The organism is Bifidobacterium sp. ESL0732 (genome assembly GCF_029395535.1).
Lineage (GTDB): Bacteria > Actinomycetota > Actinomycetes > Actinomycetales > Bifidobacteriaceae > Bifidobacterium.
In genome coordinates this window covers 635065-658865 of the sequence record NZ_CP113920.1, presented here as the reverse complement: position 1 = coordinate 658865, position 23801 = coordinate 635065, and the positions used below count along the sequence as shown (strand labels likewise).

At 56.6% G+C, this 23801-nt stretch carries 35 protein-coding genes and 1 pseudogene; all 36 read right to left on the bottom strand.

Translation table 11 applies throughout. The features are described from left to right. Window positions 1-227 precede the first annotated feature (227 nt). The 36 genes and pseudogenes from rplQ to OZX70_RS02205 all read right to left on the bottom strand — a co-directional run bounded on the left by rplQ (window position 228) and on the right by OZX70_RS02205 (window position 23298). A complete protein-coding gene (gene rplQ, locus OZX70_RS02380; protein WP_277181652.1) occupies window positions 228-884 on the bottom strand; it encodes a 50S ribosomal protein L17 in 657 nt (218 codons plus the stop codon). Between the two features lie 100 nt (window positions 885-984). Then, entirely contained in the window at window positions 985-1980 is a 996-nt protein-coding gene (locus tag OZX70_RS02375; RefSeq protein ID WP_277181651.1) for a DNA-directed RNA polymerase subunit alpha, read from the bottom strand. 79 nt (window positions 1981-2059) lie between these two features. Continuing rightward, window positions 2060-2458 (bottom strand): 30S ribosomal protein S11, encoded by a 399-nt coding sequence (gene rpsK / locus OZX70_RS02370; protein ID WP_277146299.1) that lies wholly within the window; start codon window positions 2456-2458, stop codon window positions 2060-2062. Window positions 2459-2562: 104 nt separating this feature from the next. After that, a complete protein-coding gene (gene rpsM, locus OZX70_RS02365) occupies window positions 2563-2940 on the bottom strand; it encodes a 30S ribosomal protein S13 (RefSeq protein WP_277143870.1) in 378 nt (125 codons plus the stop codon). Between the two features lie 127 nt (window positions 2941-3067). Then, on the bottom strand, window positions 3068-3181 hold the full coding sequence (rpmJ, locus tag OZX70_RS02360) for a 50S ribosomal protein L36 (RefSeq protein WP_043164480.1): 114 nt from the start codon (window positions 3179-3181) through the stop codon (window positions 3068-3070). Between the two features lie 20 nt (window positions 3182-3201). Beyond that, on the bottom strand, window positions 3202-3420 hold the full coding sequence (gene infA, locus OZX70_RS02355; protein WP_003808114.1) for a translation initiation factor IF-1: 219 nt from the start codon (window positions 3418-3420) through the stop codon (window positions 3202-3204). 250 nt (window positions 3421-3670) lie between these two features. After that, window positions 3671-4231, bottom strand: coding sequence for an adenylate kinase (locus OZX70_RS02350; RefSeq protein WP_277181650.1), 561 nt, complete (start codon window positions 4229-4231; stop codon window positions 3671-3673). Between the two features lie 358 nt (window positions 4232-4589). Continuing rightward, a pseudogene (gene secY / locus OZX70_RS02345) lies at window positions 4590-5921 on the bottom strand (preprotein translocase subunit SecY); the annotation flags it as partial. A 239-nt stretch (window positions 5922-6160) separates the two neighbouring features. Beyond that, a complete protein-coding gene (gene rplO, locus OZX70_RS02340) occupies window positions 6161-6622 on the bottom strand; it encodes a 50S ribosomal protein L15 (RefSeq protein WP_277181649.1) in 462 nt (153 codons plus the stop codon). A gap of 1 nt (window position 6623) precedes the next feature. Continuing rightward, entirely contained in the window at window positions 6624-6803 is a 180-nt protein-coding gene (gene rpmD, locus OZX70_RS02335; RefSeq protein WP_277146295.1) for a 50S ribosomal protein L30, read from the bottom strand. Beyond that, complete coding sequence (rpsE, locus tag OZX70_RS02330) at window positions 6803-7561, bottom strand: 30S ribosomal protein S5 (RefSeq protein ID WP_277181648.1); 759 nt, start codon at window positions 7559-7561, stop codon at window positions 6803-6805. Before rpsE ends, rpmD begins: the two co-directional genes overlap by 1 nt. Continuing rightward, a complete protein-coding gene (gene rplR / locus OZX70_RS02325; RefSeq protein WP_277181647.1) occupies window positions 7558-7929 on the bottom strand; it encodes a 50S ribosomal protein L18 in 372 nt (123 codons plus the stop codon). The genes rpsE and rplR overlap by 4 nt, the downstream gene beginning before the upstream one ends. Window position 7930: 1 nt before the next feature. After that, the gene (gene rplF, locus OZX70_RS02320) at window positions 7931-8470 is read right to left on the bottom strand and encodes a 50S ribosomal protein L6 (RefSeq protein ID WP_277181646.1); all 540 of its coding nucleotides are present in this window, start codon (window positions 8468-8470) and stop codon (window positions 7931-7933) included. Window positions 8471-8486: 16 nt separating this feature from the next. After that, window positions 8487-8885, bottom strand: a complete 399-nt coding sequence (gene rpsH / locus OZX70_RS02315; protein WP_277148871.1) for a 30S ribosomal protein S8 — start codon at window positions 8883-8885, stop codon at window positions 8487-8489. A gap of 88 nt (window positions 8886-8973) precedes the next feature. Beyond that, a complete protein-coding gene (locus OZX70_RS02310) occupies window positions 8974-9159 on the bottom strand; it encodes a type Z 30S ribosomal protein S14 (RefSeq protein ID WP_091847705.1) in 186 nt (61 codons plus the stop codon). A 1-nt stretch (window position 9160) separates the two neighbouring features. Beyond that, a complete protein-coding gene (gene rplE, locus OZX70_RS02305) occupies window positions 9161-9733 on the bottom strand; it encodes a 50S ribosomal protein L5 (RefSeq protein WP_277181645.1) in 573 nt (190 codons plus the stop codon). Continuing rightward, entirely contained in the window at window positions 9730-10065 is a 336-nt protein-coding gene (gene rplX / locus OZX70_RS02300; protein WP_277143846.1) for a 50S ribosomal protein L24, read from the bottom strand. Before rplX ends, rplE begins: the two co-directional genes overlap by 4 nt. A gap of 1 nt (window position 10066) precedes the next feature. Continuing rightward, window positions 10067-10435, bottom strand: a complete 369-nt coding sequence (gene rplN / locus OZX70_RS02295; protein ID WP_091847708.1) for a 50S ribosomal protein L14 — start codon at window positions 10433-10435, stop codon at window positions 10067-10069. Window positions 10436-10506: 71 nt separating this feature from the next. Next, window positions 10507-10773 (bottom strand): 30S ribosomal protein S17, encoded by a 267-nt coding sequence (rpsQ, locus tag OZX70_RS02290; RefSeq protein WP_277143842.1) that lies wholly within the window; start codon window positions 10771-10773, stop codon window positions 10507-10509. A 2-nt stretch (window positions 10774-10775) separates the two neighbouring features. Further along, window positions 10776-11033 (bottom strand): 50S ribosomal protein L29, encoded by a 258-nt coding sequence (gene rpmC / locus OZX70_RS02285; protein WP_277158818.1) that lies wholly within the window; start codon window positions 11031-11033, stop codon window positions 10776-10778. Next, complete coding sequence (rplP, locus tag OZX70_RS02280) at window positions 11033-11452, bottom strand: 50S ribosomal protein L16 (RefSeq protein WP_277143838.1); 420 nt, start codon at window positions 11450-11452, stop codon at window positions 11033-11035. Before rplP ends, rpmC begins: the two co-directional genes overlap by 1 nt. 6 nt (window positions 11453-11458) lie before the next feature. Next, entirely contained in the window at window positions 11459-12295 is an 837-nt protein-coding gene (gene rpsC, locus OZX70_RS02275) for a 30S ribosomal protein S3 (protein WP_277181644.1), read from the bottom strand. 2 nt (window positions 12296-12297) lie between these two features. After that, on the bottom strand, window positions 12298-12657 hold the full coding sequence (gene rplV, locus OZX70_RS02270) for a 50S ribosomal protein L22 (protein ID WP_277181643.1): 360 nt from the start codon (window positions 12655-12657) through the stop codon (window positions 12298-12300). Window positions 12658-12672: 15 nt separating this feature from the next. After that, window positions 12673-12951 carry a 30S ribosomal protein S19 gene (rpsS, locus tag OZX70_RS02265; protein ID WP_091847714.1) on the bottom strand — a complete coding sequence of 93 codons (279 nt, stop codon included), beginning with the start codon at window positions 12949-12951 and terminating at the stop codon, window positions 12673-12675. Between the two features lie 14 nt (window positions 12952-12965). Then, window positions 12966-13796 (bottom strand): 50S ribosomal protein L2, encoded by an 831-nt coding sequence (gene rplB / locus OZX70_RS02260; protein ID WP_277181642.1) that lies wholly within the window; start codon window positions 13794-13796, stop codon window positions 12966-12968. 35 nt (window positions 13797-13831) lie between these two features. Next, window positions 13832-14128 (bottom strand): 50S ribosomal protein L23, encoded by a 297-nt coding sequence (gene rplW, locus OZX70_RS02255; RefSeq protein WP_277181641.1) that lies wholly within the window; start codon window positions 14126-14128, stop codon window positions 13832-13834. A 5-nt stretch (window positions 14129-14133) separates the two neighbouring features. Next, window positions 14134-14793 (bottom strand): 50S ribosomal protein L4, encoded by a 660-nt coding sequence (gene rplD, locus OZX70_RS02250; RefSeq protein ID WP_277181640.1) that lies wholly within the window; start codon window positions 14791-14793, stop codon window positions 14134-14136. A gap of 6 nt (window positions 14794-14799) precedes the next feature. Further along, the gene (gene rplC, locus OZX70_RS02245; RefSeq protein WP_277181639.1) at window positions 14800-15453 is read right to left on the bottom strand and encodes a 50S ribosomal protein L3; all 654 of its coding nucleotides are present in this window, start codon (window positions 15451-15453) and stop codon (window positions 14800-14802) included. A 14-nt stretch (window positions 15454-15467) separates the two neighbouring features. Then, window positions 15468-15776, bottom strand: coding sequence for a 30S ribosomal protein S10 (rpsJ, locus tag OZX70_RS02240; protein ID WP_277143821.1), 309 nt, complete (start codon window positions 15774-15776; stop codon window positions 15468-15470). Window positions 15777-16225: 449 nt separating this feature from the next. Further along, window positions 16226-18991: a bifunctional acetaldehyde-CoA/alcohol dehydrogenase gene (gene adhE / locus OZX70_RS02235; RefSeq protein WP_277181638.1), complete on the bottom strand. Its 2766-nt coding sequence runs from the start codon at window positions 18989-18991 to the stop codon at window positions 16226-16228. A gap of 477 nt (window positions 18992-19468) precedes the next feature. Beyond that, entirely contained in the window at window positions 19469-19867 is a 399-nt protein-coding gene (locus tag OZX70_RS02230) for a VOC family protein (RefSeq protein ID WP_277182075.1), read from the bottom strand. Window positions 19868-20034: 167 nt separating this feature from the next. Beyond that, window positions 20035-20526: a 30S ribosomal protein S9 gene (gene rpsI, locus OZX70_RS02225; protein WP_277148890.1), complete on the bottom strand. Its 492-nt coding sequence runs from the start codon at window positions 20524-20526 to the stop codon at window positions 20035-20037. A gap of 21 nt (window positions 20527-20547) precedes the next feature. After that, complete coding sequence (gene rplM, locus OZX70_RS02220) at window positions 20548-20997, bottom strand: 50S ribosomal protein L13 (RefSeq protein WP_277143808.1); 450 nt, start codon at window positions 20995-20997, stop codon at window positions 20548-20550. 212 nt (window positions 20998-21209) lie between these two features. After that, window positions 21210-21533 (bottom strand): type II toxin-antitoxin system PemK/MazF family toxin, encoded by a 324-nt coding sequence (locus tag OZX70_RS02215; RefSeq protein WP_277181637.1) that lies wholly within the window; start codon window positions 21531-21533, stop codon window positions 21210-21212. Beyond that, window positions 21520-21765, bottom strand: coding sequence for a type II toxin-antitoxin system RelB/DinJ family antitoxin (locus tag OZX70_RS02210; RefSeq protein WP_277181636.1), 246 nt, complete (start codon window positions 21763-21765; stop codon window positions 21520-21522). The genes OZX70_RS02215 and OZX70_RS02210 overlap by 14 nt, the downstream gene beginning before the upstream one ends. Window positions 21766-22344: 579 nt before the next feature. Next, window positions 22345-23298, bottom strand: a complete 954-nt coding sequence (locus tag OZX70_RS02205; RefSeq protein WP_277181635.1) for a hypothetical protein — start codon at window positions 23296-23298, stop codon at window positions 22345-22347. Between the last annotated feature and the right edge of the window lie 503 nt (window positions 23299-23801).

Genomic DNA, 23801 nt, shown 5'->3' with positions numbered 1-23801 from the left:
GCGGAATCGAAGATGCGAGGAAAATCAAGAAAACGGAGGGGGAATCGTGAGTTTGCTCGCATGTTCGATTGAACATGCGATGATAATCAAGGGAAACTGTCCAAAACCTTGATTTTCCTCGCAAGTCCGAGACGAGCAACCACAATGAATAGCGCACAAATACGCAAGAAGGCCGGAGACTTGCATCTCCGACCTTCTCGTAAAAGAACTCAGCGAATCCTAACGACTCACTTCTCTTCCTTGTCAGCCTTCTTGGCCGCAGGCTTCTTGGCCTTCGCAGCCTTCTTGGCTTCCTCGTCAACGTCCTTGGCTTCCGTCTTCTTGACCTCGGCCTTGTCGGCGGCGACATCGGCGTTGACCTCAGTCTCCTTGGCTTCGGCTTCGTCAATAGCCTTGTCGGTCTTAGTCTTGGCGGTCTCGGCGGTATCCTTCTGGACCTTGGCTTCGGCCTCTTCGACCTGAGCCTTGTCCTCGGCAACCGCGGCTGAAGCTTCGGCTTCCTTCACGACGGATTCCTTGGCGCTTACCGGTTCGGTGATGAGCTCGATAATGGCTCGCGGCGCGTTGTTGCCCTTGGACGGGGCAATCTTGACGATGCGGGTGTAGCCACCCTCACGCTGCTGCATCTGCTCGGCGATCTCGGTAAAGAGCTTGTGCACGATGGACTTGTTGCGGATGACGCGCATCACGCGACGACGGCTGGCCAGATCCCCGCGCTTGGCGAAGGTAATCAGGCGCTCGGCCACCGGGCGAAGGCGCTTGGCCTTCGGCAACGTGGTGACGATGCGGCCGTGCTCGAACAGGCTGGTCGCCATGTTCGCAAGCATCAGACGCTCATGAGCCGGGCTTGAAGCCAGGTGCGGCCCTTTTCTAGGTGTAGGCATTATTACTCCTTAACGCTCCGGTTTTACGCCGTTCAGGTGGGCATACGCCCGAACATCCGAACGGCACCGAAGCTTAAAATGAAGTTGGCGCTATGTACTCTTACTCGTCTTCGGGCGAGAAGAAGGTGCCACCTTCAAGGTTGTTGGTATCGAAGCCCAGCGGGGAGGCCTTCAACGAGAGACCCATGCTTTCGAGCTTCTCCTTGACCTCATCGATCGACTTCATACCGAAATTACGGATGTCGAGCAGATCCTGCTCGGTGTGGGACACCAATTCACCGACGGTGTGAATACCTTCGCGCTTCAGGCAGTTGTAGCTGCGCTGGGTGAGATTGAGTTCCTCGATCGGAATCGACATCTCCGGGTTGACTTCTTCTTCAACCGGAGCCGGGCCGACCTCGACGCCTTCCGCTTGCGTGTTGAGTTCGCGGCACAGGCCAAAGAGCTCAACCAAAGTGGAACCGGCGGATGCGACGGCATCGCGCGGCGAAATCGCCGGCTTGGTCTCCACATCGAGGATTAGCTTATCGAAGTCCGTGCGCTGTTCGACACGGGTGGCCTCGACCTTGTAGCTCACCTTGAGCACCGGGGAGTATATGGAATCGACCGGGATGCGGCCAATCTCATCGTTGTCCTGCTTGTTCATCTGCGCGGGGACATAGCCACGGCCACGTTCGACAGTGAACTCAATCTCGAGTTCGCCGTCTTCGGCGAGAGTGGCGATATGCATGTCCGGGTTGGCGATGGTGACGCCGGCCGGAGGGGTGATGTCCCCCGCGGTGGCCTCGCCCTTGCCGCTTTTACGCAGATACATGACAACCGGTTCGTCATATTCGCTGGTGAGTACGATTCCCTTGATGTTGAGCAGGATTTCAGTGACATCTTCCTCGACGCCGGGCAGAGTGGTGAACTCGTGCAGGGCACCGGAAATACGCACCGAAGTGACTGCGGCTCCGGGAATGGAGCTCAACAGAGTACGACGCAACGAATTACCGAGCGTATAGCCGAATCCCGGCTCGAGCGGCTCGATAACGAAACGAGAACGCTGCGGATTCAGTGATTCCTCAGTAAGTTGCGGACGCTGTGCAATAAGCACTGTGTTATCCTTTCAGCTTCTGATCGGTGGTGCACTCACTGGTCATAAGCGGGTTGGACGGATGGTTAAATGAAGTGCTTCAGACGCGGCGGCGCTTCGGAGGGCGCACACCGTTATGGGCCTGCGGGGTGACATCGGTGATGGAACCGACCTCAAGGCCTGCGGACTGCAGGGAGCGGATTGCGGTTTCACGACCGCTGCCCGGGCCCTTGACGTAGACGTCAACCTTCTTGACGCCGTGCTCCTGCGCCTTGCGGGCGGCCGACTCAGCGGCCATGCCTGCGGCGTAAGGAGTGGACTTACGTGAGCCCTTGAAACCGACATCGCCACCGGAAGCCCAGGCCACGACTGCGCCCGAGGGATCCGTGATGGAGATGATGGTGTTATTGAAAGTGGACTTGATGTGCGCTTGGCCGACCGGTACCGACTTGCGGTCACGGCGACGGGGCTTGCGCGCGGCTTGCTTTGCAGCTGCCATTGATCCTCGTTTCCTAATTACGAATGATTCCTACGTCACGAAGAGCCTGGAACGTACGCAACAAACTTGCGACGCCCCGTCCCTCTTCATAACTGCTCGAGGCCTTACTTAACGGCCTTCTTCTTTCCAGCGACGGTACGCTTCGGGCCCTTGCGGGTACGGGCGTTGGTCTTGGTGCGCTGACCACGCACGGGCAGACCATGACGATGGCGCTGGCCCTGATAGCAGTTGATCTGAATCTTGCGACGAATATCCGCATCGACTTCACGACGCAGATCGCCTTCAATCTTGTAGTTGGCCTCAAGATAGTCACGCAGCGTAATAAGCTGCTCGTCGCTCAGATCCTTGACGCGGGTATCCGGATTGACTCCGGTTGCGGCAAGCGTTTCCTTCGCGCGAGTACGACCGACACCAAAGATATAGGTGAGGGCGATCTCGATGCGCTTCTCATTGGGGATGTCGACTCCGGCAAGACGTGCCATTGCGATTCCTTCTATGTTCCGTAGGTTTGTACCAAGTCATCCGGTCTCCCGGCTCGGGCCTACGTACCCGGGGTTCAGCGATTTGCGCTGCGACTCAATACCTTTTATCTGGTCGGAGGTTTTCCGCTCAGCCTTGACGCTGCTTGTGGCGCGGGTTGGAGCAGATCACCATGACGCGACCGTGACGACGGATCACGCGGCAATTCTCGCAGATCCTCTTCACACTAGGGCTGACCTTCATGGTTTTCCTTTTCTGTACCTTTACTTATAACGGTACGTAATACGGCCGCGGTTCAGGTCGTAAGGGCTCATTTCCAAGACCACACGATCCTGCGGGAGAATGCGGATATAATTCTTGCGCATCTTGCCCGAAATGGTGGCCAGCACGATGTGCTTGTTTTCAAGTTCGACGCGAAACATCGCGTTCGGCAGTGCTTCCACTACCTGACCTTCAACTTCAATCACACCGTCTTTAGCCATGAGCCTCATTCCGTTCTTTGGCTGATATTACATTAATGGCGCATCCGAAAACACACCAACTTCTTACTATAACAAAAGGAGGGACCAAATGCGACACGGCGTGTTGCATTCAATCCCTTCTTGTGGTAAAGCGACACTTCTGCATCTGTTAACCAGTACTTCGTTCGCCTACCGTTTTAAAATCAAGCCATCGCTCTTTTCGTCTCTCGTCACTTACATACGACGAGAAGCGATCTAAGCGATTACAACATCAGTCCAAGGCATCGAAAATAGTCTTGGAGATGTCTTCGATATCGCCTTCGCCGTCGATCGGGACGAGGCAGCCACGGGACTTGTATGTGTCGAGCAACGGAGCGGTCTCTTCGTCATAGGTCTTGAGACGCTGGGCGATGGCTTCGGCATTGTCGTCCGCACGGCCTTCTTCGGCGGCGCGCTTGGCGATGCGCTTCATCAGAATGTCGCGGTCGGCATCGAGTGCCACCACCTTATCGAGCGGGGTGCCGAGCTCTTCGAGCATCTTGTCTAGTGCTTCGACCTGGGCCGCGTTACGCGGATAGCCGTCAAGGATCCAGCCGTTTTTGGCGTCATCCATGGCAAGGCGATCCTTGACAATCTTGTTGGTCAGTTCGTCGGGAACTAGCTGGCCCTTGTCGGTGTAGCTCTTGGCTTCCTGGCCCAACGGGGTATTGTTCTTCATGTTGTAACGGAAGATGTCACCGGTGGAGATGTGCGGGATGCCGTAGTGCTCGGCGATCAGCTTGGCCTGAGTTCCCTTGCCCACTCCTTGCGGGCCCATAATCAAAAGACGCATATCACATCCACTTTCTTGATTGTGTAGTTAGCAAATGATGCCCATCCGCTTCTTTAAAAACAGATGAGCATCATTCATTATTTTTCTAAACTTGTTGTCAACGACTTAACCGAATATCTCACTCGGACTTGTCGTCCGTATCGGTGTCGTCCTTGGAGGTTTTCTCGTCGTCCGACGAATCAGCGGAATCGGTATTCTCGACTTCCTTGACCTCAGTATTATCAGCGGCTGAAGTATCCGTGGCCTTCTCGGTCTTTTCGGACTCTTTCTCACTGACTTCGGTTTCGTTGTCATTACTGACTGTTTCAGTGCTTTCGACGACCTTCGTAGAGGTCTTCTTGGACGTCTTGACGTCCTCGCCCTCGATGTGATCGGTGTCTTCAAGCAGGAAGCCGGTATATTGGAACTGCTCGGTCTGGGCCTTCGCCTGACGCAAGGTGTCGAGGCCGACGCCCGCGATAATCAGGATGGTCGTGCCGCCGAACGGAAGCTTGTTGTTGAGTTTCAGCATCATGATAAGCATGGTCGGAATCAACGCGACGAAAAGCAGGTAGATGGCACCGACCGTGTTGAGCCTGTTCATCACATAGCTCAGGTAACGGCTAGTGGCGCTGCCGGCACGGATACCAGGGATGAAGCCGCCATACTGCTTCATGTTGTCTGCCGTCTCGTCTGGGTCGAAGGTAATCGACGTGTAGAAGAAGCAGAAGAACACGATCATCACGGCGTAAAGCGCGATGTACCAGATGGAAGTCGTGTTGGCCAGGTTGGTGTTAATCCACTTGACCCACTTCTGGTCGGACTTGCCGAACTGTGCAATCAAAGTCGGGATCGCGAGAATCGAAGACGCAAAGATCGGCGGGATAACGCCGGACATATTAATCTTCAACGGAAGGTAGGTGGAAGAGCCGCCGTACATCTTGCGGCCGATCATACGACGCGTGTACTGCACCGGGATACGGCGCTGCGCAAGCTCGACGAAATCGACGAAGATGAGAATGACGATGAGGACCGCGACAACGATGCCAAAGTACTCCCAGTTGCCATCCTTGCCGTTGCTGCCCCAACCGATCTGCCAGAGCTGGGGAAGGAAGCCAGAGCAGATGGACATGAAGATTAAGACGGACATACCTTGGCCGATGCCCTTGTCGGTAATCAATTCGGCCATCCACATGATGAGGCCGGTACCGCCGGTCATGATCATGACCATCACTGCAAGATTCCATACGGAACCGTCAGGAACGACCTGTCCACACTGGTAATTGAACAGCGCACCGGAACGGGCAGTGACCAGAATAGTGGTGGACTGCAGAATCGCCAGGCCGATGGTGAGATAACGCGTGTACTGCGTCAGCTTGGTCTCGCCGGACTGGCCTTCCTTATGCAGCGCCTCGAAACGAGGAATGACCACGCGCAGCAGCTGGATGACGATGGACGCCGTGATGTACGGCATCACGCCCAACGCAAAGATGGAAAGCTGCAGCATAGCGCCGCCGGAGAAGAGGTTGACCAACCCCACGAAGTTCTCTTGGGCCGTCTTCATGGTGCCGACACACTGCTGGACCACCTTGTAGTCCACTCCCGGGGTCGGTATGAACGAACCGATGCGGTAGATGACAATGATGCCGAGCACGAAGAGGATCTTATGGCGAAGTTCCTTCGTCTTCAGGGCCTGGATTAACGTCCTCACCTGGATTTCCTTCCCTATTCGGCACACCTGATGTACCGATGCAAACACACTAAACGATAATCTTAGCGTCAAGCGTCTACCAAACAACAACTATAACGTGGCAAAATTCATCGATTATTGCTTGTTATATGATTTTGCCGCGATGACACAGCCAATAAAATGGTCCTCCCCGCTATTGCAAGGAGGACCAAATAACGTGTATTTCAAGGCTTAGCCCTGAAGCACAGAGACTTTCCGAACTACTCTTCGGAAATGGAGCCGCCTGCAGCCTCGATCTTGGCCTTAGCGGACTTAGAAGCCTTCACGCCTTTGAGCGTGAACGCGACCTTGGTCTCACCGTCGCCCAGGACCTTGACAGGGTATCCAGCGCGAACCGCACCGGCCTTGACCAAGTCCTCGACCGTGACCTCTCCGCCCTTCGGGAACAGCTCGGAGAGTGCGGAGACGTTGACGACCTGGAACTCCTTCTTGAAGGGGCTCTTGAAGCCGCGAAGCTTCGGCAGGCGCATGTACAGAGGCAGCTGGCCACCTTCGAAGCCAGGACGAACCTGATAACGCTTCAATGTGCCCTTGGCACCACGTCCCGAGGTCTTACCCTTGGAACCTTCACCGCGGCCTACGCGGATACGGTTCTTTTTGGAACCCGGCGCAGGACGCAGATCATGCATCTGCAAAATCGTGTTTTCTTCTTGTTCTGCCATATCAGGCCTCCTCAACCGTGACCAAGTGGCGAACCGCATTGATCAGACCGCGGGTTGCAGGAGTGTCCTCACGGACAACCGTCTGACCGATCTTGTGCAGACCGAGCGTGCGAACAGTGTCGCGCTGGGCAGGCTTGCGGTTGACCAGACCTTTAGTAAGTGTGATCTTCAGATCTGCCATTACTCTTCACCATCCTTGGCTTGTTCGGCTTCGGCCTTGGCGTCCTCACGGGCCTTGCGGGCCTCAGCGATGCCTTCGGCACGAGCGCGAAGCAGGGTGTCAGGAGCGACTTCCTCAACGGTCAAGCCACGGCGTGCCGCGATCTCTTCCGGCTCCTCGAGCTGCTTCAGGGCATCCACAGTGGCGCGAACCACGTTGACCGCGGTGGCGCTGCCCATGGATTTGGTGAGAATATCGGAGATGCCAGCGCACTCCATAACGGCGCGGACAGCACCGCCGGCGATTACACCGGTACCGGGAGCGGCAGGACGAAGCAGGACGGTACCTGCGGCGTCATGGCCGACGACCGGGTGGGTCACAGTGCCGCGAACTCGCGGAACAGTGAACATGTGCTTCTTGGCGTCAAGCTGACCTTTGGCGATGGCGGCAGGAACCTCACGGGACTTGCCATAGCCAACACCAACGGTGCCGTTGCCGTCTCCGACCACGACGAGAGCGGCGAAGCTCATGCTACGGCCACCCTTACGGGTCTTGGAAACACGGTTGATGGTCACGACGCGATCGAGCAGCTCGTCGCCACGATTTTCCTCGCGACGGCCACGGCGTTCACCGCGGCGCTCTCCTCGACGGCCTTCGCCACGTCCGCCACGGCGTGAACCGCGACGGTCATCGTTGCGCTGACCCTGCTTGTTGTCGTTGGACGCCTGCGTGTTCTGATTTTCTTCAGTCACTTGGGTTTCCTTTTCGTTGTCGCTCACAGTGCAAGACCTCCCTGACGGGCGCCTTCAGCTACGGCTGCGACGCGACCATGATACTTATTGCCGCCACGGTCGAAGACGACGGAATCGATACCCGCGTCCTTGGCCTTCTTGGCAATCAGCTCGCCGACCTTCTGTGCGGCTTCGGTCTTGGTGCCCTTGAACCCATCGAAATCGTGGGTGATGGTGGACTCGCTGACCAAAGTGATGCCCTTGGTGTCGTCGACAATCTGAGCAACCATGTGACGGTTCGAACGAGTGACGACCAGACGAGGACGCTCAGCGGTGCCGCGCAGATGCTTGCGCAGACGTGCGTGACGACGAAGCCTTGCGACTTTCTTGCCTTTACCGAAAATCTTGACTGTCATATCACTTACCAGCCTTTCCAGCCTTGCGCAGGATGTGTTCGTCAGAGTACTTGATGCCCTTGCCCTTATAGGGTTCCGGCTTGCGAAGCGCACGGATATTGGCCGCGGCCTGACCGACCGCCTGCTTGTCAATACCCTTGACGACCACCTGGTTGGCGTTCGGCAGCTCGAAGGTGATGCCTTCGGGAGGGTTGACGGTGATGGTGTGCGAATAGCCGAGCGAGAACTCAATGCCCTTGCCCTTCATCTGCGCACGGTAACCGGTACCAACGATGTCCAGCGTCTTGCTGAACCCGTTGTGCACGCCCTCAACCATCGAAGCGACGATGGAACGGGCCAGACCGTGATCTGCACGAGTCTGCAGCTGGTCATCGACCGGGTCGAAGTAAATGGTGTTGTCTTCGACGCGAGCGGTGATGCCGTCGGGAATAGTGTAGGAATCAGAACCCTTGGCGCCTTTGACGCTGAAGTTCTGTCCGTCGATCTTTACTTCCACGCCTGCCGGAATGGTGACGGGGAGCTTACCAATATGTGATGCCATGTTTAGCTCTCCTTCCTCACCATACGAAGGCGACGATTTCGCCGCCGATGCCCCGGTCGAGGCAATCTTTCTGGGTCAACAATCCTGCACTGGTCGAAATGATCGCGACACCCATGCCACCGAGTGGCATCGGCAGTGCGTCTGACTTTGCATAGCGACGCAGGCCGGGCTTCGAGATGCGCTTGATGCCCTGAATGGCACGCTCGCCATTGGGACCATACTTCAGCGTGATCTCAAGGTTCTGGCCGACGCGAGCATCCGTAGCGGTGAAGTCCTTGATATAGCCTTCGCGCTTAAGAATCTCGGCGATCGCCGCCTTGAATTTCGAATACGGCATCGAAACGGTCTCATGTTTCGCCGCACTCGCATTACGCAGACGCGTGAGCATATCTGCGATTGGATCTGTCATTGTCATGTGGGCTAACGCCCTTTCTCGCCGTGGTTTCCTCCGCCGGAACAGGTATTGATAACCTGTCCCGGCCGAGGACCTTCAGCGTCGATGTTTACCAACTGGACTTCGTAACTCCGGGCAGCTCGCCACGATGAGCCTTCTCACGAAGGCAGATGCGGCACAGGCCGAACTTGCGATATACGGAGTGGGGACGGCCGCAAACCTGGCAGCGCGTATAGCCGCGCACCTTGAACTTTGGTTTGGCAGCAGCCTTGTTTCTAAGAGCGGTTTTTGCCATTTCAGTTCTCCTTGAAGGGGAAGCCAAGGTGCTTGAGCAATACCCGAGCTTCCTTGTCGTCCTTGGTGCTGGTCACCACGGTGATGTCCATACCACGCTGATAATCGATCGCATCCGGATCGATTTCGTGGAACATGGATTGCTCAGTGAGACCGAAGTTGTAGTTGCCTTGGCCATCGAATTGCTTGTCGCTGATGCCGCGGAAATCGCGGATACGCGGCAGAGCCAGAACGAGCAGCCTGTCGAGGAACTCCCACATGCGGTCGCCGCGAAGCGTCACGTATGCACCAATAGCCTGACCTTCACGCAGATGGAACTGCGCGACGGACTTCTTGGCCTTGGTGATCTTCGGCTTCTGACCGGTAATCGCGGTGAGGTCGCTGACAGCGCCCTCGATGAGCTTGGAGTCGCGGGCCGCAGCGCCGACGCCCATGGAGACGACGACTTTCTGGACCTTGGCGACCTGCATCGGGTTGGAATACTTGAATTCCTTCTCGAGCTCAGGCACGATCTTGTCGATGTACTGCTGCTTCAGGCGCGGTGTTGCCGGCGCTTCGACTGTTGTATCGCTCATGCCAGCTCCTTTCCTGATTTCTTGGCGATGCGGGTACGCACGGTCTTGACCTTGCCGTCTTGGGCCTTGGTCGTGACCTTGACACCAACGCGGGTCGGCTCCTTGGTCTCCGGGTCGATGACCATCACATTGGAGCGATGAATCGGCGCCTCGACGGAGACGATGCCGGACTGCTGGCCCTGCTGGGTTGCGCGCACGTGCTTCTTGACGATCTGCACACCCTCGACGATCAGACGGTCGTTGGCGAGCACCTTGGTGACTTTGCCTTCCTTGCCGCGATCCTTGCCGCGAATGACCTTGACCTGGTCGCCGGTCTTGATCTTGGCTACCATCTCAGATCACCTCCGGGGCGAGGGACACGATCTTCATGAAGCGCTTGTCGCGCAGTTCACGTCCGACCGGTCCGAAGATACGAGTGCCCTTGGGTTCATGGCCGGAGCCAAGAATAACCGCAGCGTTCTCGTCGAACTTGATGTATGAGCCGTCTTTGCGACGATGCTCTTTTACCGTACGGACGACGACGGCCTTGACCACATCGCCCTTCTTGACCGACCCGCCAGGGATCGCGTCCTTGACGGAGGCGACGATCACGTCGCCGATGCCGGCATAGCGTCGCTTCGATCCGCCGAGCACTCGGATGGCCAAGATCTCCTTGGCACCCGTGTTGTCGGCGACATGAAGCCGCGTTTCCTGCTGAATCATTGATTCTCCTTAGCCGCGCTGGTTCTCCCCTGCCACCCGTGAAGGTGAGCAGCGGAGCCTTGCCGAACTTATTACTTGGCGCGCTCGACGATGGAGTCGAGACGCCAACGCTTGGTCTTGCTCAAAGGCCGGGTTTCCATGATACGCACGAAGTCGCCGTTGTGGGCGTCATTGTGCTCGTCATGAACCTTGACCTTACGAGTAGAACGAACGACCTTGCCGTACAGGGGGTGGGTCGAACGCTGCTCGAGCTCGACGGTGATGGTCTTGTCCATTGCGTCGGACACGACGTAACCGCTACGAGTCTTGCGGAAGTTGCGCTCTTGCTTTTCAGCCATGCTTACTTCTCCTCAGTCTTCGTGTCGCCCGACTCAGGCTCCTGGCTGATGCCGAGTTCACGTTCACGCAGGACGGTGTACATCCTGGCGATGTCGTGCTTGACGGCCTTGAGCCTAGCGGAGTTGTCAAGCTGGCCGGTGGCGTTCTGGAAGCGCAGGTTGAAGAGCTCTTCCTTGGACTTCTTGAGGAAGCCCTCGATCTCGCCATTGGTCTTCTCGTTGAGATTCTTGATGGTGTAGTCTTCAGTTCCGACTGACATCAGATGTCACCGCCTTCACGTGCGATAATGCGGCACTTCATCGGCAGCTTGTCGATGGCTCGGCGAAGGGCTTCCTTCGCGGTTGCCTCATCGACACCGCCGATTTCGAACATCACGCGTCCGGGATGCACATTGGCGATCCAGGACTCCGGGGTGCCCTTGCCGGAACCCATTCGGCTTCCGAGCGCGTGCTTGGTCAAAGGACGATCAGGGAAGATCGTGATCCACACACGACCGCCACGCTTGATGTAGCGGGTCATGGCGATACGAGCAGCCTCGATCTGACGGTTGGAGATATAGGCAGGGGCCAAAGCCTGAATGCCATAATCACCGAACGCGATCTCATTGCCGCCCTTGGACATGCCGCGACGCTTCGGACGCTGCTGTTTACGGTACTTAGTCCTCTTTGGGATAAGCATATCTGCTCACTCCTTTGCTTCCGAGGCGGCAGGTGCTGCGGCTGCTGCGGGTTCTGCTGCCGGAGCTGCCGCGGCCTGTGGGGCCTTGGCTTCTGGCTTGGAACCACGAGCACCGGAAGGACGTCCACCACGACGTGGGCGACGATCGCCGCCACGGCGTCCACGGTTGTTGTCCTGCTGGGCCTGCTGCTCATCGAACTGACGTTCGGTCATGTCGCCCTTGTAGATCCAGACCTTCACGCCGATACGGCCATAGGTCGTACGGGCTTCGAAGAAACCGTAATCAATGAGAGCGCGAAGGGTCTGCAGCGGAACGCGACCCTCACGATAGAACTCGGAACGGCTCATCTCGGCGCCTCCAAGGCGGCCGGAGAGCTTGATTCGGATACCCTTGGCGCCTGCGCGCATCGCGTCTTGCTGAGCCTTGCGCATGGCACGACGGAACGTGACACGGTTGGTCAGCTGCTCGGCGATGGACTGAGCGACAAGCTGGGCGTCCAGAGCGGCGTTCTTGACTTCGAAGATGTTGAGCTGAACCTGCTTGCCCGTAATCTTCTCGAGCTTGGCGCGAACACGTTCGGCCTCTGCTCCACGACGGCCGATGACAATGCCCGGGCGAGCGGTGTGTATATCCACACGCACGCGGTCACGGGTACGCTCGATGATGATGCGGGACACGCCTGCACGCTCGAGGTCCTTGTTCATGGCCTTGCGAATCTTGTCGTCCTCGAGGACGAAGTCGCTGTAACGCTCACCAGGCTTGTTGGAATCGGAGAACCACTTTGAACGGTGGTCTTCAGTGATACCCAGGCGGTAGCCTAACGGATTGATCTTCTGACCCATCTTTAGCGGGCTCCTTCCTTGCTGGCGACAACGACGGTGATGTGGCTGGTGCGCTTGTTGATGCGTCCGGCGCGGCCCTGTGCACGAGCACGGAAACGCTTGAGCGTCACGCCTTCGTCCACATAAGTCTCTTTCACATACATGTCGTTCTCACGGAACGCCTCGCCGGCCTTGTCGGCCTTGACGCGTGCGTTCGCGGTGGCGCTCTGCAGTACCTTGAGCACTGGCTCAGAGGCGTCCTGCGGGGCGAATTTCAGGATGGTGACGGCTTCGCTCACTTTTTTGCCTCGGATGAGGTCGACCATGCGGCGAGCCTTGCGCGGCGTCACACGGACGTGACGTGCGATTGCTTTAGCTTCCATAATCTTTCTCTTCCTTTAGCGGCGAGCTTTTTTGTCGTCATGAACGTGACCACGGAAAGTCTTCGTCGGTGCGAATTCACCCAGCTTGTGGCCAACCATGGACTCGGTCACGAAGACCGGGACATGCTTGCGACCATCATGCACAGCGAAAGTGTGACCGATGAAATCTGGAGTGATCATCGAACGGCGCGACCATGTCTTGATGACGTTCTTCGTGCCCTTCTCGTTCTGTTCGTCGACTTTCTTCTGTAAATGGGCGTCGACGAAGGGGCCCTTCTTGATGCTACGTGACATCTATTCGACGCTCCTTACTTACGGTTCTTGCCATTGGGACGACGACGAACAATCATCTTGTTCGAAGCCTTCTTCGGACGGCGAGTACGAACTTCGCCCTTGCCCCACGGCGACACTGGCGGCTTACCACCGCGAGTGGTACCACCATGCGGGTGGTCGACCGGGTTCATGGACTCACCACGGGTAATCGGGCGCTTGCCCATCCAGCGGGCGCGACCGGCCTTGCCGAGCTGTATGTTGGCGTGATCGGAGTTGCCGACCTCACCGACGGTTGCGCGGCAGCGTGCGTCGACGTTGCGGATTTCTCCGGACGGCATACGCAGCTGGGCGTAAGCACCGTCCTTGGCGACAAGCTGAACGCCTGCACCAGCGGAGCGCGCGATCTTGGCGCCGCCCAAAGGACGGAGCTCAATGGCGTGGACAATCGTACCGGTGGGGATATTGCGCAACGGCAGATTGTTGCCGGGCTTGATATCGGCGTGTTCGCCGGTCTCGATGACGTCACCTTGCTTGATGCCCTTCGGAGCTACGATGTAGCGCTTCTCGCCATCTGCATAATGCAGGAGGGCGATACGGGCGGAGCGGTTCGGATCATATTCGATCTCAGCAACCTTAGCGGGAACGCCGTCCTTGTCCCAACGCTTGAAATCGATGAGACGATACTGACGCTTGTGGCCGCCGCCGCGATGGCGTGAAGTCACACGGCCGTATGAGTTACGACCGCCAGTGCTGTTGAGTTTGCGTACCAACGACTTCTCAGGCGTGGAGCGCGTGAGGTCGGAGAAATCCGACACAGATGCGCCACGACGGCCCGGAGTCGTCGGCTTATAAACGCGGATAGCCATAATTAGTTCTTCCTTTGACTTTTTCGGCTATTGCTTCAGTTACCGAAGATGTCGATCGACTGGCCCTCGGCGACCGTGACGATCGCGCGCTTTTGATTGGCACGCTGACCGAAACCGGTGCGGGTACGCTGGCGTTTGCCGGCGCGATTGAGGGTGTTGACGTTCGTCACCTTGACATTGAAGATTTCTTCGATGGCCTGCTTGATCTGAACCTTGTTGGCATCAGGAGCGACCACGAAAGTGTACTGACCACGGTCACCGGCGGCATAGCTCTTTTCGGAGACTACCGGCTTGATGATGACATCATGGGCGGGATTGTGAATAGCTACCATATCGTTCAGGCCTCCTTGGGCTCAGTCTTGGCGGCGACGAAGGCATCGAAGCCATCACGACTGAAGACAACATACTGAGCGGTAACCACATCGTAGGTGTTGAGCTGATCTGCGAAGAGCACATGCACCGTCGGGATGTTGCGAACGGAAAGCCACTCGTTGACGTTGTCGCGTGAAAGCACGACAGTGGTGAACTCGTTCTGGCTTACCGGAGTGAGCGCGGCGATGGCGGCCTTGGTGGACGGAGTGTCCTTGATGCCAAAGTCGACGACGGCGACGCGTCCGGCGTTCGCACGGTTAGAAAGCACATAGCGCAGTGCGCCGGCCTTCATCTTCTTGGGAGTGCGCTGGGAATAATCGCGCGGCATTGGGCCGTGAGCGATACCACCGTGAACCCACTGAGGAGCGCGAATCGAGCCCTGACGAGCGCGACCGGTGCCCTTCTGCTTCCACGGCTTCTTACCACCGCCGGAAACGTCGCCACGGCTCTTGACCGCGTGCGTGCCCTGACGAGCAGCAGCGAGCTGAGCGATGACAACCTGATGAATCAGCGGAACGTGAGCCTCGACCTCTTCATTGGAGATGCCGAAAATCTCGACCGGCGCCTCAACGGTGCCAGCAGACTTGCCCTTGGCGTCGGTGACATTGAGTGTTACTTTTGCCATGATTTATCAGGCTCCCTTCACAGCCGAACGAAGCAGGACGATGCCACCCTTGGGCCCTGGAAGAGCGCCCTTGATGGCGATGACGCCGTTCTCCTTATCGGAGGAGACGACCTCAAGGTTCTGCACGGTGGAAGTGACATGGCCCATACGACCGGCCATACGCTTGCCCTTCAAAATACGGCTCGGCGTAGCGCATGCACCGACAGAGCCGGGGCGACGCTCGTTCTTGTGAGAGCCGTGAGTACGACGATAGGACTTGAAGCCCCAACGCTTGATGGTTCCGGCGAAGCCCTTGCCCTTGGTCGTACCGGTGACGTCCACTTCGGAGCCGTCAGCGAACAAGTCGGCGGTCAGTTCCTGACCGGGCTTGAACTCGTCGACGTTGTCCGTGCGGACCTCGACCAGATGACGACGCGGGGTAACGCCCGCCTTCGCGAAATGACCAGCCATGGGCTTGGTCACCTTAGTGGGATCAATCTGGCCGTAGCCGAGCTGAACGGCCTTGTAGCCGTCGCTCTCTTCGGTCTTGACGCAGGTGACCACGTTGGTGGACACATCTACGAGCGTCACGGGAACGAAGAAACCTTGCTCGTCCCAAACCTGCGACATACCAAGCTTGCGGCCCAGCAGTGCAGAACGATTTGCTTTCTGCAACGACATGCTTCTCCCCTCCTTTAGAGCTTGATCTCGATATTGACATCCGCAGGCAAATCGATATGCATCAATGAATCCACGGCCTTAGGGGTCGGGTCCACGATGTCGATGAGGCGCTTATGAGTGCGCATCTCGAATTGCTCGCGAGAATCCTTGTATTTATGAGGAGAACGAATTACCACAAAGACGTTCTTCTCAGTAGGCAGAGGAACCGGGCCCACCACAGTGGCACCCGCGTTCGTGACCGTCTCGACGATTTTCTTCGCCGATTGGTCGATGACCTCATGGTCATAGGACTTAAGCCTGATGCGGATTTTCTGTCCCGCCATTGCCGTCCGCCCTTTCTAGCGATTGTTGACATTACCAACCCGTTTTAAGGACACCGGCGCGTACGACCCCCGGGAAATCCCGTGGCCTTAACCACATCAGTGTGCAGCACTACAGCGCCTTCGAGAGGACGGCACCGGACTGCACTCGCTCTTTTTCTTACAATTTGCGAGCCCAAAACAGGCAACTGTTCTATTAAAGCATTCGGGGGCTACTAGGAAAATTCGGGCGTGTCGTTGGCATTACTTGGATTTGCGGCACTTTGCATATTACTTTCGTGTAATTTCCATTTTATCGAAACAATCCAGATTCCTTAAAATCACCCATTAAAATATTTTCCACTTTTTGACAATAAACCATACAAAAAACGTTGAATGCACCATACATATATATATTGATGATGCCTACCGTTATAAAAACGGCAAGCATCATCAATTTTTATTTTAAGCTGTCAGCTCTCGACTATTTTCACTTCGGTGACGGAAGTCGTGGCTTCACGCTCGAGGCGACGGGCGTGCCCCTCGGCCTGAGAGACGCCATAGTAGGCGCCGATGGCGATATCCTTCATATCCTCAATCTGTGGGATACGCGGGTTCGCGGGAGTGCACTGGTCCTCGTAGGCGCGCATGCCGATCTGGTCGAGAATGCTCCAGAAATAGGTCTCGTCGACACCGCACTGCTGGAAGCTGGAATCCATGTGAAGCTTGTTGTCGCGGTAATCCTCAACCGCGAGCGCAAGGTTCTCTACACCTTCCTCAGGGCTCTTACCCGGGTCGACGCCGAGCACGCGAGCGAATTCCTGATAGCGTTCGGGCGCAACATACTTGCTGTACTTCGGCCAGCTCGTGGGCTCCTGCGGAATAGAGCCGTTGTAGCGGATGACGTAGGGCAGCAGAATCGCGTTGGTGTGGCCGTGAGCCACGTCGCAAAGCGCGCCGATGGTGTGGGCCATGCCGTGGCACATCCCCAGAAACGCGGAGCCGAAGGCCATGCCGGCCATGGTGGCTGCGTTGTGCATCTTCTCTTGCGCCAGCTTCTTCGCCTCTCCTGGCTGAGCACGAACCGAGGTCTCGAGATTGTCCCAAATGAGCTTGGCGGCGTGCAGGGCCATGCCGTCGGTGAAATCGTTGGAATATACGGAAACGTATGACTCCATGCAATGCGTCAACGCGTCGAAGCCGGTATTGCTGGCCAGCGTTGGCGGCTGGGTGCGCGCGAGAACCGGGTCGACGATGGCTACGGACGGGGTCAGCGCGTAATCGGTGATCGGGTACTTATAGCCGGTCTTGTGGTCGGTGATCACGGCGAACGGCGTGACCTCGGAACCGGTGCCGGAAGACGTCGGGATGCACACCAGCTTGGCCTTGCTTCCCAGCGGCGGGATGCGGAAAGCGCGCTTGCGAATGTCGAAGAACTTTTCACGCACGTCGTCGAAGGAGATTTCCGGGTGTTCGTAGAGGAGCCACATAATCTTGGCCGCGTCCATCGGCGAGCCACCACCCACCGCGATGATGGTATCGGGGCGGAACTCGTCTCGCATCATCGCAGCGCCACGCTCTACGGTCTCGACAGACGGTTCCGGCTCGATGTAATCGATGGTACGGAACGTGACGGGCTCGGGGCGGCTGCGCAGTTGGTCGATGACCTTGTCGACGATGCCAAGCTGCTCCATGACCTTGTCACAGACGATGACCACGCGGCGAATATTGTACATGTCGCGCAGATAACGGATGGCGTTCGGCTCGAAATAGGTCTTTGGCGGAACTTTGAACCATTGCATATTGTTGTTCCTTCGAGCGATGCGCTTGATATTCAAAAGATTGACGGCCTGGACGTTTCCGGAAACGGAGTTGCCGCCGTATGAGCCGCAGCCGAGCGTCAAGGACGGGGCGATGGCGTTGTATATGTCGCCGATGCCGCCAAGCCCGGAAGGCTGGTTCCAGATGATACGGCAGGCGTGCATGCGCAAGCCGTAGCGTTTCACGAGGTCTTCATTATCAGAATGGATGACGGCAGTGTGGCCGGCGCCAAACTTGAGCATGCCTTCGCACATCGTGAAGCCCTGCTCTTCGGTTTCGAAACGCAGCATGGCGTGGACGGGGCAGAGCTTTTCGAGGGTCAGCGGCTCCTGCTCCCCCACTTCCTTGCATTCGGCAACGATGATAGTGGTGTCGTCAGGGACAGTGAAGCCAGCCTCGCGGGCGATATATTGCGGGGACTTGCCCGGAACCACGGAGTTGAGCTTCGGCTTGCCGCCGGAATAGGCGGTGCAGCCGAACATGTACTGCTCAAGTTTGGCCTTTTCATCGGCGTTGACGAAGTAGGCCTTGCGGCGCTTCAATTCGTCAGCCAGAGGTACGTAGACGTCGGTGTGGGCGATGATGGCCTGCTCCGTGGCACAGATCATGCCGTAATCGAAGTGCTTGGAAAGCACCAGATCGTTGGCCACGCGCTTGACGTCGACATTGGCATCGACGTACGCGGGAGCATTGCCGGCACCCACGCCAAGCGCGGGCTTGCCGGAGGAATATGCAGCCTTGACCATGCCGGGGCCGCCCGTGGCGAGAATCGTGGCGACACCAGGGTGTGTCATCAACGCACCCGTGGCCTGCGTAGAGGGGTGTTCGATCCACTGGATGCAGTCTTTGGGGGCACCGGCGGCTACGGCGGCGTCACGCACGATGCGTGCGGCTTCGGCCGAGCACTTTTGGGCAAACGGATGGAAGCCGAAGATAATAGGGCAACGGGTTTTGAGCGCGATCAGCGACTTGAAAATCGTGGTAGAGGTCGGGTTGGTGACCGGCGTGACGCCGGCGACAACGCCGACTGGCTCCGCCACCTCGTCAATGCCCATCACGTCATCCTCGCGAATAATGCCGACTGTCTTCTGACCGGCGAGATAATGGGTGACATGCTCGCAAGCGAAAATGTTCTTGGTGGCCTTGTCTTCCACCAATCCACGGCCCGTCTCACGCACGGCCATGTCGGCCAGCACCAAATGCTTGTTGAGCGCGGCGACCGACGCTTTGGCAACGATGCGGTCAATCTGCTCCTGGTCGAGTTCCTCGAATTCGTTCAGCGCCTCGAGGCCACGGGCGACCAGCTGGTCCACCTCTCGATTGAAGTCCGGCTTTTCGTTCGTTTCAGTCTTCGTTTCAGTTTTCGTTGAAGTTTTCGTAGCGGGTGAAGTCCCGGCGTTTTTAGGTTGTACAGTCATGACTCCCCTTTCTTTTCGCAGTCATGCTCATGTCACACACTGCTTCTGCAATGTGAGTCAAGTCACAATATATTGGGGAAACACTACGTTTTTCGTTTTGTCTTAGATTGAAGCTTTACCTCATATATAATGTTCGGTTTTGTGCGATACCGATTTCAAACGTGCGCATATTCTGTTCGCAATTACCAAAAACATGTTCAAACGAACAAAACAGAACATTTGCTCTTTTCAAAAGCAGCATTCCGTTAACGTTCACAAGCTTGCAAATCAGCCAAAAAATTTTACTCTATTCTATGAGCAGATACGAGAAAACGGCGGCAACCACGGATGAACGAATCAATCGTGATTGCCGCCGCAACGTTTAGCGAAGCACGTACGCCTTTGAATGTATCGGTAGTGCCGCTTCAGCGAATTAAGTATTACAAACGGCAACAATGCCGCTCGCTACCCGCCTCACCGGCCAAACGCCCAGCTATATCAGAGAATCTGGCAGAACTCGATGGTCTCGCGGTTCGGGCCGTAGACGTTGAAGTAACGAATGCCGTTATCCCAGAATGTGGGGATGCACTGGATTTCCTTGTCCTTCAAGTCAAGTCCGATCGCCTTGGCATTTTCGAACGCAGCCTCGATGTCCGGGGTATCGAAGGCCCAGTGGTTGATGGCGCCGTCCTTCATCGCCACGGGGTCGCCTTCCCAGGTCTCGATGGTCAGGTGGCCGTAACGCAGGAACGCACAACGGTTCTCGCCATTCGGATAGACACCCACGAGCTCGAAACCAAGTTTCTTGGTGTAGAACTCGATGGTCTCGTCCAGATCTTTGGCAGGCATGCCGGAATGTTGCAAATCCGTGGTGAAATCGGACATCGGTTTCATGATGAACTCCCTTGTTGATAGTTTTCGTAGTTTTTTCAGTACTCCATGACGAATATAATTAGTCACCTTGACGAGAGGTCGCCAAAGTTTCAGCGCTGGAAACCGATATGCAAAATCCCTCCGCAGCCGATTGACTGGGAGGGATTTTACAAACAGCTTTGAAAGCGAAATCAACGCTTCGAGAACTGAGGCGCACGACGTGCCTTGTGCAGACCTGCCTTCTTGCGCTCCACGACGCGGGCGTCGCGGGTGAGGAAGCCGGCCTTCTTCAGCGCGGCGCGGTTGGCGTCGCGGTCGATGGCGTTCAGTGCGCGGGCCACGCCGAGGCGGATGGCGCCGGCCTGACCGGTGGTGCCGCCGCCCTCGACGAGGACGATGACATCGAACTTGTTCTCAAGCTTCAACAGAACGATCGGGGAGTTGACCTCACGCTGCTGCAGACGGGAGGGGAAGAACTCCTCCAGGGTGCGGCCGTTGATGGTCCACTTGCCGGAACCGGGAACCAAGCGCACGCGGGCGATGGCTTCCTTGCGGCGGCCCGTGCCATAGCCCGGGGCAATCGTGGAAGCACCGGTGCCAGCACCGGCGTTGGTTTCAGTAGTAAATGAAGTAAGTTCCTCTTCGGTCTCTTGAACCGCGGAGTTATTGGTATTTTCAGCCATGATTCGTTATCTCCTCTCGGTTCACTTGGCCTGCTGCGAAACCGCAGCGATCTCAACCGGCTGGGGCTTCTGCGGGGTGTGCGGGTGATCGGGACCAGCGAAGACGTGGAGACGATCGAGTTCGACCTTGGACAGGCGGTTCTTCGGCATCATGCCCTTGACCGCTTCGCGGACGATGCGCTCAGGGTTGCGCTTGAGCAAATCGGCGTAGCTGTCGGCGCGAAGGCCGCCAGGACGACCGGAGTGCGCATAGAGCACCTTGTCCATCTTCTTGCCAGTCAACGCAATCTTTTCGGCGTTGATGATGATCACGTGATCGCCCAAATCGGCGTTCGGAGCGAAGGTCGGCTTGTTCTTGCCGCGCAGCAAAAGCGCTGCTCTGGTTGCAAGCTTGCCCAGCACCACGTCGGTGGCGTCAATGATGTACCAGTCGTGAGTCAGATCAGCTGGCTTCGGTGTGAAAGTTTTCACGAGTGTACCTTTTCTTTATATTGTGTTCCCGGCCAAATCGGCAAAACCTTGCGATGATACCTTTCCGACCGCTTTATCCGTGGGCTCCCTGAAAGTCCTAGTGCGAGTGGGAAAGCGCTTTGAAGGACCCCTCTAGGGAAACACAACAACTCACCATTGTACCTACTCCCCTGACTAATCGCAACACGACGAACCACCCGTCGCCTAAAACCTCAGACCAGTCCGAGCACCACCATCAGTTTCTTATCGATGTCGCGCATCGTCTTGCCCTCGAGAACGCCGACTTTGCGCCCCAAAACCTTGCGCTCCACTGACAAGATCTTATCGGTCATCGCAAAGCTCACTTTGTTGAGCCCATTGCCAGAGCTAGGTTCGATGCGCACCCGTGTCGCGATATCGCCGGCATCATAGGAAGTCAGCAGACACATCACAACCGATTGAAAATCCGGAACCTCGTCGTTCTGGATGATAATGACCGGCCTCGGTTTGCTCGCGTAGCCGTCGGTGAGCACCGTCCAGATCTCACCGCGTCTCACTGAGCAACCTCCCCGCCATCTTGGAAGCGAAGTCCGTGGCTTCCTGCTCGGTGGCGAAGGGCTCGGGCGCTTGGCTCTTGAGCCGAACATCGTAGGGGAAGCCTTGGTTGTCGTTGAACGCGGCGACGAACATACGCAGGGCGTCGGCAGCCGTGGTACCGAGCTTTTGAGCAGTGCGCTTGAACAAAGCGGCCTGCTGGTCGTCCACCCTTGTTGCAAGTTGAGTGGTCATATCACGTTCTCCTAGATATAAATTAGTAGCTATATATAACGTTCCGATATCTTTTAGCTACATTATATAACAATTTGCACCACTCTCTATTCCATTCCATAAGCAAAATTACCTGAGGCATACATCACAAGGGACCAAACAACACGTCTTGAAGCTTTTGGAGAAAGGCGCTAATTCAGAACACACAGACAATGAATCGTCTGGAATGATAGCCAAAGCCTCTCCTATCTCTGTAAACGAAAATGTTGGCCAAGAGTCCTACCGAATGTAAAAGAGCCGCCCAAAGGCGGCTCAATCTCATGAGGCCGGCGCCAGCACATGACGCTTAAACTTAAGTTCGGAACCTCAGATATACAGTGCATCTCTGCCTGTAATTATTACGCCTAACAGCACAACCGACAATGAAGGGATACGTGTCGCAAATAGCATAACACAGCTAAACCGGCATTATGGTTACTCTATACATGGCATACATGGCATACCTGGCTGACTGCAGACAGCAGACAGCTGACGAAGAATAATCTTCTGCTATCAACAGCTTCAATACAGACTATCGGAACAAACAAAGCAATGTCGAAATCAGCGCTGCAAGGCGAGGCGACGACGGCGAGCGCCGACCACGAATGCGGCTATTCCAGCGACGAGGGCGGGAAGCAGGATGCGGTGCCACCATTCGGTCGGGGCGTTACCGCCAGTCAGGGGCAGTGCGGTGACCACGGGCATAGTGGTATCGAACGTTACTGCGGATGAGACGTTGGGGACTCCGCTGCCTACTGATGTTGGTTCATCAGTAGCCGGGACGTCCTTGGCCTGCATCTGCGAGTTGCCTTTTAGCAGGACGCCGCTCGGTATTGGCAACGTGAACGTGCCGTCGCCGGAACCTGAAGTCGGGCAGGTTGCGCCGTTGATGCTGGCAGTGCCGGAATCGCAGGTCAGCGTGGTAGAAGAGGAAGACGAGCCGGTCGGCCAAGTCACCGTCACCGAGAAGTTGGTTTCCTTGACGCGATTGGGTTGTTTGGAGGTGTCGCCGGAACTGAAAACGGTGCCCGACACCGTGCGGGTCTGCTTGTTGAAGGCTGCTCCTTCAACTGCGGGAGCAACCAGATCGGCCTGTTTGCCTGCCGAGAACGCATAATCGGAATTGCCGTCCGAAGCTGTCACCAGCCGTGCCCGGAACACATACGACATGCCTTGGCCTACATCGTCGGCATCGGACAGCACGGATATCGGGAACGCGGCCGACCAATTGCATGCGGTTGAAGAGCATGAAGTCGTATCCAACGTTACGTCGTTTGCTGCGGCGGGTGTGCCGACGCTCGGATTCGTTGAGCTGGGATTGCCCTTCGGCATCAGCGCGACTTCGATCTTGTCGCCGGCTTGCAAAGCCCGGATTCCGCCACCCTGCGGAACAGTGCCGGAGACTTTCACCTTGCCAGTTTCCCCGCCGCTCATCCATGGAAACAGCAAATCATTGGAGACAGTGGGCGACGGAACCCATACCGCATACCATGTCATATTATCCGATGTCGGCAAGTCAGCGCCATTCGGATTCCAAGTCGCGCCAATCGCATAATCCGGAAACGTTGCATTGGCATTGCGGCTCCATCCAGCAAGTCGATATCCCGTCCTTGTCAAACCGCCAGTCGGAAACTTCATATCCGGCCAGCCCACATTCTCTGCGCCAGACGCCGACCCTGTTCCACCATTGGCGTTGAACGAGACATTATAAGGACGTCCATACCACACAGGACCAGTCGAAAGAGGCGAGCTACCTATGCCAACATCATACGGTTTTCTATCAGTCCAAGAACCGCGACTTGTCCATTGTTTGTCAGGCCAACTTGTGTCAGGCCTTCGATCGCTATCCCCGACTTTTCCACCCCACTGAAATGCGATTGGTCTAATTTGTGTATTCTTGGAAAGTTTCAGAAAACGTAAAGACGTACCCATATCATAAAACATGCCTGTATACTCAACATCTTGAGTTACATTCGATAAATTCCAACTTGCCAAATCAAGAGAAACGAGTGAATGGC

Excerpts from the sequence above, each read along its gene's own strand:
- rplQ (WP_277181652.1), bottom strand. The coding sequence starts at position 884 with ATGCCTACACCTAGAAAAGGGCCGCACCTGGCTTCAAGCCCGGCTCAT.
- rpsK (WP_277146299.1), bottom strand. The coding sequence starts at position 2,458 with ATGGCAGCTGCAAAGCAAGCCGCGCGCAAGCCCCGTCGCCGTGACCGC.
- rpsM (WP_277143870.1), bottom strand. The coding sequence starts at position 2,940 with ATGGCACGTCTTGCCGGAGTCGACATCCCCAATGAGAAGCGCATCGAG.
- rpmJ (WP_043164480.1), bottom strand. The coding sequence starts at position 3,181 with ATGAAGGTCAGCCCTAGTGTGAAGAGGATCTGCGAGAATTGCCGCGTG.
- infA (WP_003808114.1), bottom strand. The coding sequence starts at position 3,420 with ATGGCTAAAGACGGTGTGATTGAAGTTGAAGGTCAGGTAGTGGAAGCA.
- OZX70_RS02350 (WP_277181650.1), bottom strand. The coding sequence starts at position 4,231 with ATGCGTCTTTTGATTATGGGCCCGCAAGGAGTGGGCAAGGGAACTCAG.
- rplO (WP_277181649.1), bottom strand. The coding sequence starts at position 6,622 with ATGGCAGAACAAGAAGAAAACACGATTTTGCAGATGCATGATCTGCGT.
- rpmD (WP_277146295.1), bottom strand. The coding sequence starts at position 6,803 with ATGGCAGATCTGAAGATCACACTTACTAAAGGTCTGGTCAACCGCAAG.
- rplR (WP_277181647.1), bottom strand. The coding sequence starts at position 7,929 with ATGACAGTCAAGATTTTCGGTAAAGGCAAGAAAGTCGCAAGGCTTCGT.
- rplF (WP_277181646.1), bottom strand. The coding sequence starts at position 8,470 with ATGGCATCACATATTGGTAAGCTCCCCGTCACCATTCCGGCAGGCGTG.
- rpsH (WP_277148871.1), bottom strand. The coding sequence starts at position 8,885 with ATGACAATGACAGATCCAATCGCAGATATGCTCACGCGTCTGCGTAAT.
- OZX70_RS02310 (WP_091847705.1), bottom strand. The coding sequence starts at position 9,159 with ATGGCAAAAACCGCTCTTAGAAACAAGGCTGCTGCCAAACCAAAGTTC.
- rplE (WP_277181645.1), bottom strand. The coding sequence starts at position 9,733 with ATGAGCGATACAACAGTCGAAGCGCCGGCAACACCGCGCCTGAAGCAG.
- rplX (WP_277143846.1), bottom strand. The coding sequence starts at position 10,065 with ATGGTAGCCAAGATCAAGACCGGCGACCAGGTCAAGGTCATTCGCGGC.
- rplN (WP_091847708.1), bottom strand. The coding sequence starts at position 10,435 with ATGATTCAGCAGGAAACGCGGCTTCATGTCGCCGACAACACGGGTGCC.
- rpsQ (WP_277143842.1), bottom strand. The coding sequence starts at position 10,773 with ATGGCTGAAAAGCAAGAGCGCAACTTCCGCAAGACTCGTAGCGGTTAC.
- rpmC (WP_277158818.1), bottom strand. The coding sequence starts at position 11,033 with ATGTCAGTCGGAACTGAAGACTACACCATCAAGAATCTCAACGAGAAG.
- rplP (WP_277143838.1), bottom strand. The coding sequence starts at position 11,452 with ATGCTTATCCCAAAGAGGACTAAGTACCGTAAACAGCAGCGTCCGAAG.
- rpsC (WP_277181644.1), bottom strand. The coding sequence starts at position 12,295 with ATGGGTCAGAAGATCAATCCGTTAGGCTACCGCCTGGGTATCACTGAA.
- rplV (WP_277181643.1), bottom strand. The coding sequence starts at position 12,657 with ATGGAAGCTAAAGCAATCGCACGTCACGTCCGTGTGACGCCGCGCAAG.
- rpsS (WP_091847714.1), bottom strand. The coding sequence starts at position 12,951 with ATGTCACGTAGCATCAAGAAGGGCCCCTTCGTCGACGCCCATTTACAG.
- rplB (WP_277181642.1), bottom strand. The coding sequence starts at position 13,796 with ATGGCTATCCGCGTTTATAAGCCGACGACTCCGGGCCGTCGTGGCGCA.
- rplW (WP_277181641.1), bottom strand. The coding sequence starts at position 14,128 with ATGGTAGCTATTCACAATCCCGCCCATGATGTCATCATCAAGCCGGTA.
- rplD (WP_277181640.1), bottom strand. The coding sequence starts at position 14,793 with ATGGCAAAAGTAACACTCAATGTCACCGACGCCAAGGGCAAGTCTGCT.
- rplC (WP_277181639.1), bottom strand. The coding sequence starts at position 15,453 with ATGTCGTTGCAGAAAGCAAATCGTTCTGCACTGCTGGGCCGCAAGCTT.
- rpsJ (WP_277143821.1), bottom strand. The coding sequence starts at position 15,776 with ATGGCGGGACAGAAAATCCGCATCAGGCTTAAGTCCTATGACCATGAG.
- adhE (WP_277181638.1), bottom strand. The coding sequence starts at position 18,991 with ATGACTGTACAACCTAAAAACGCCGGGACTTCACCCGCTACGAAAACT.
- rpsI (WP_277148890.1), bottom strand. The coding sequence starts at position 20,526 with ATGGCTGAAAATACCAATAACTCCGCGGTTCAAGAGACCGAAGAGGAA.
- OZX70_RS02210 (WP_277181636.1), bottom strand. The coding sequence starts at position 21,765 with ATGACCACTCAACTTGCAACAAGGGTGGACGACCAGCAGGCCGCTTTG.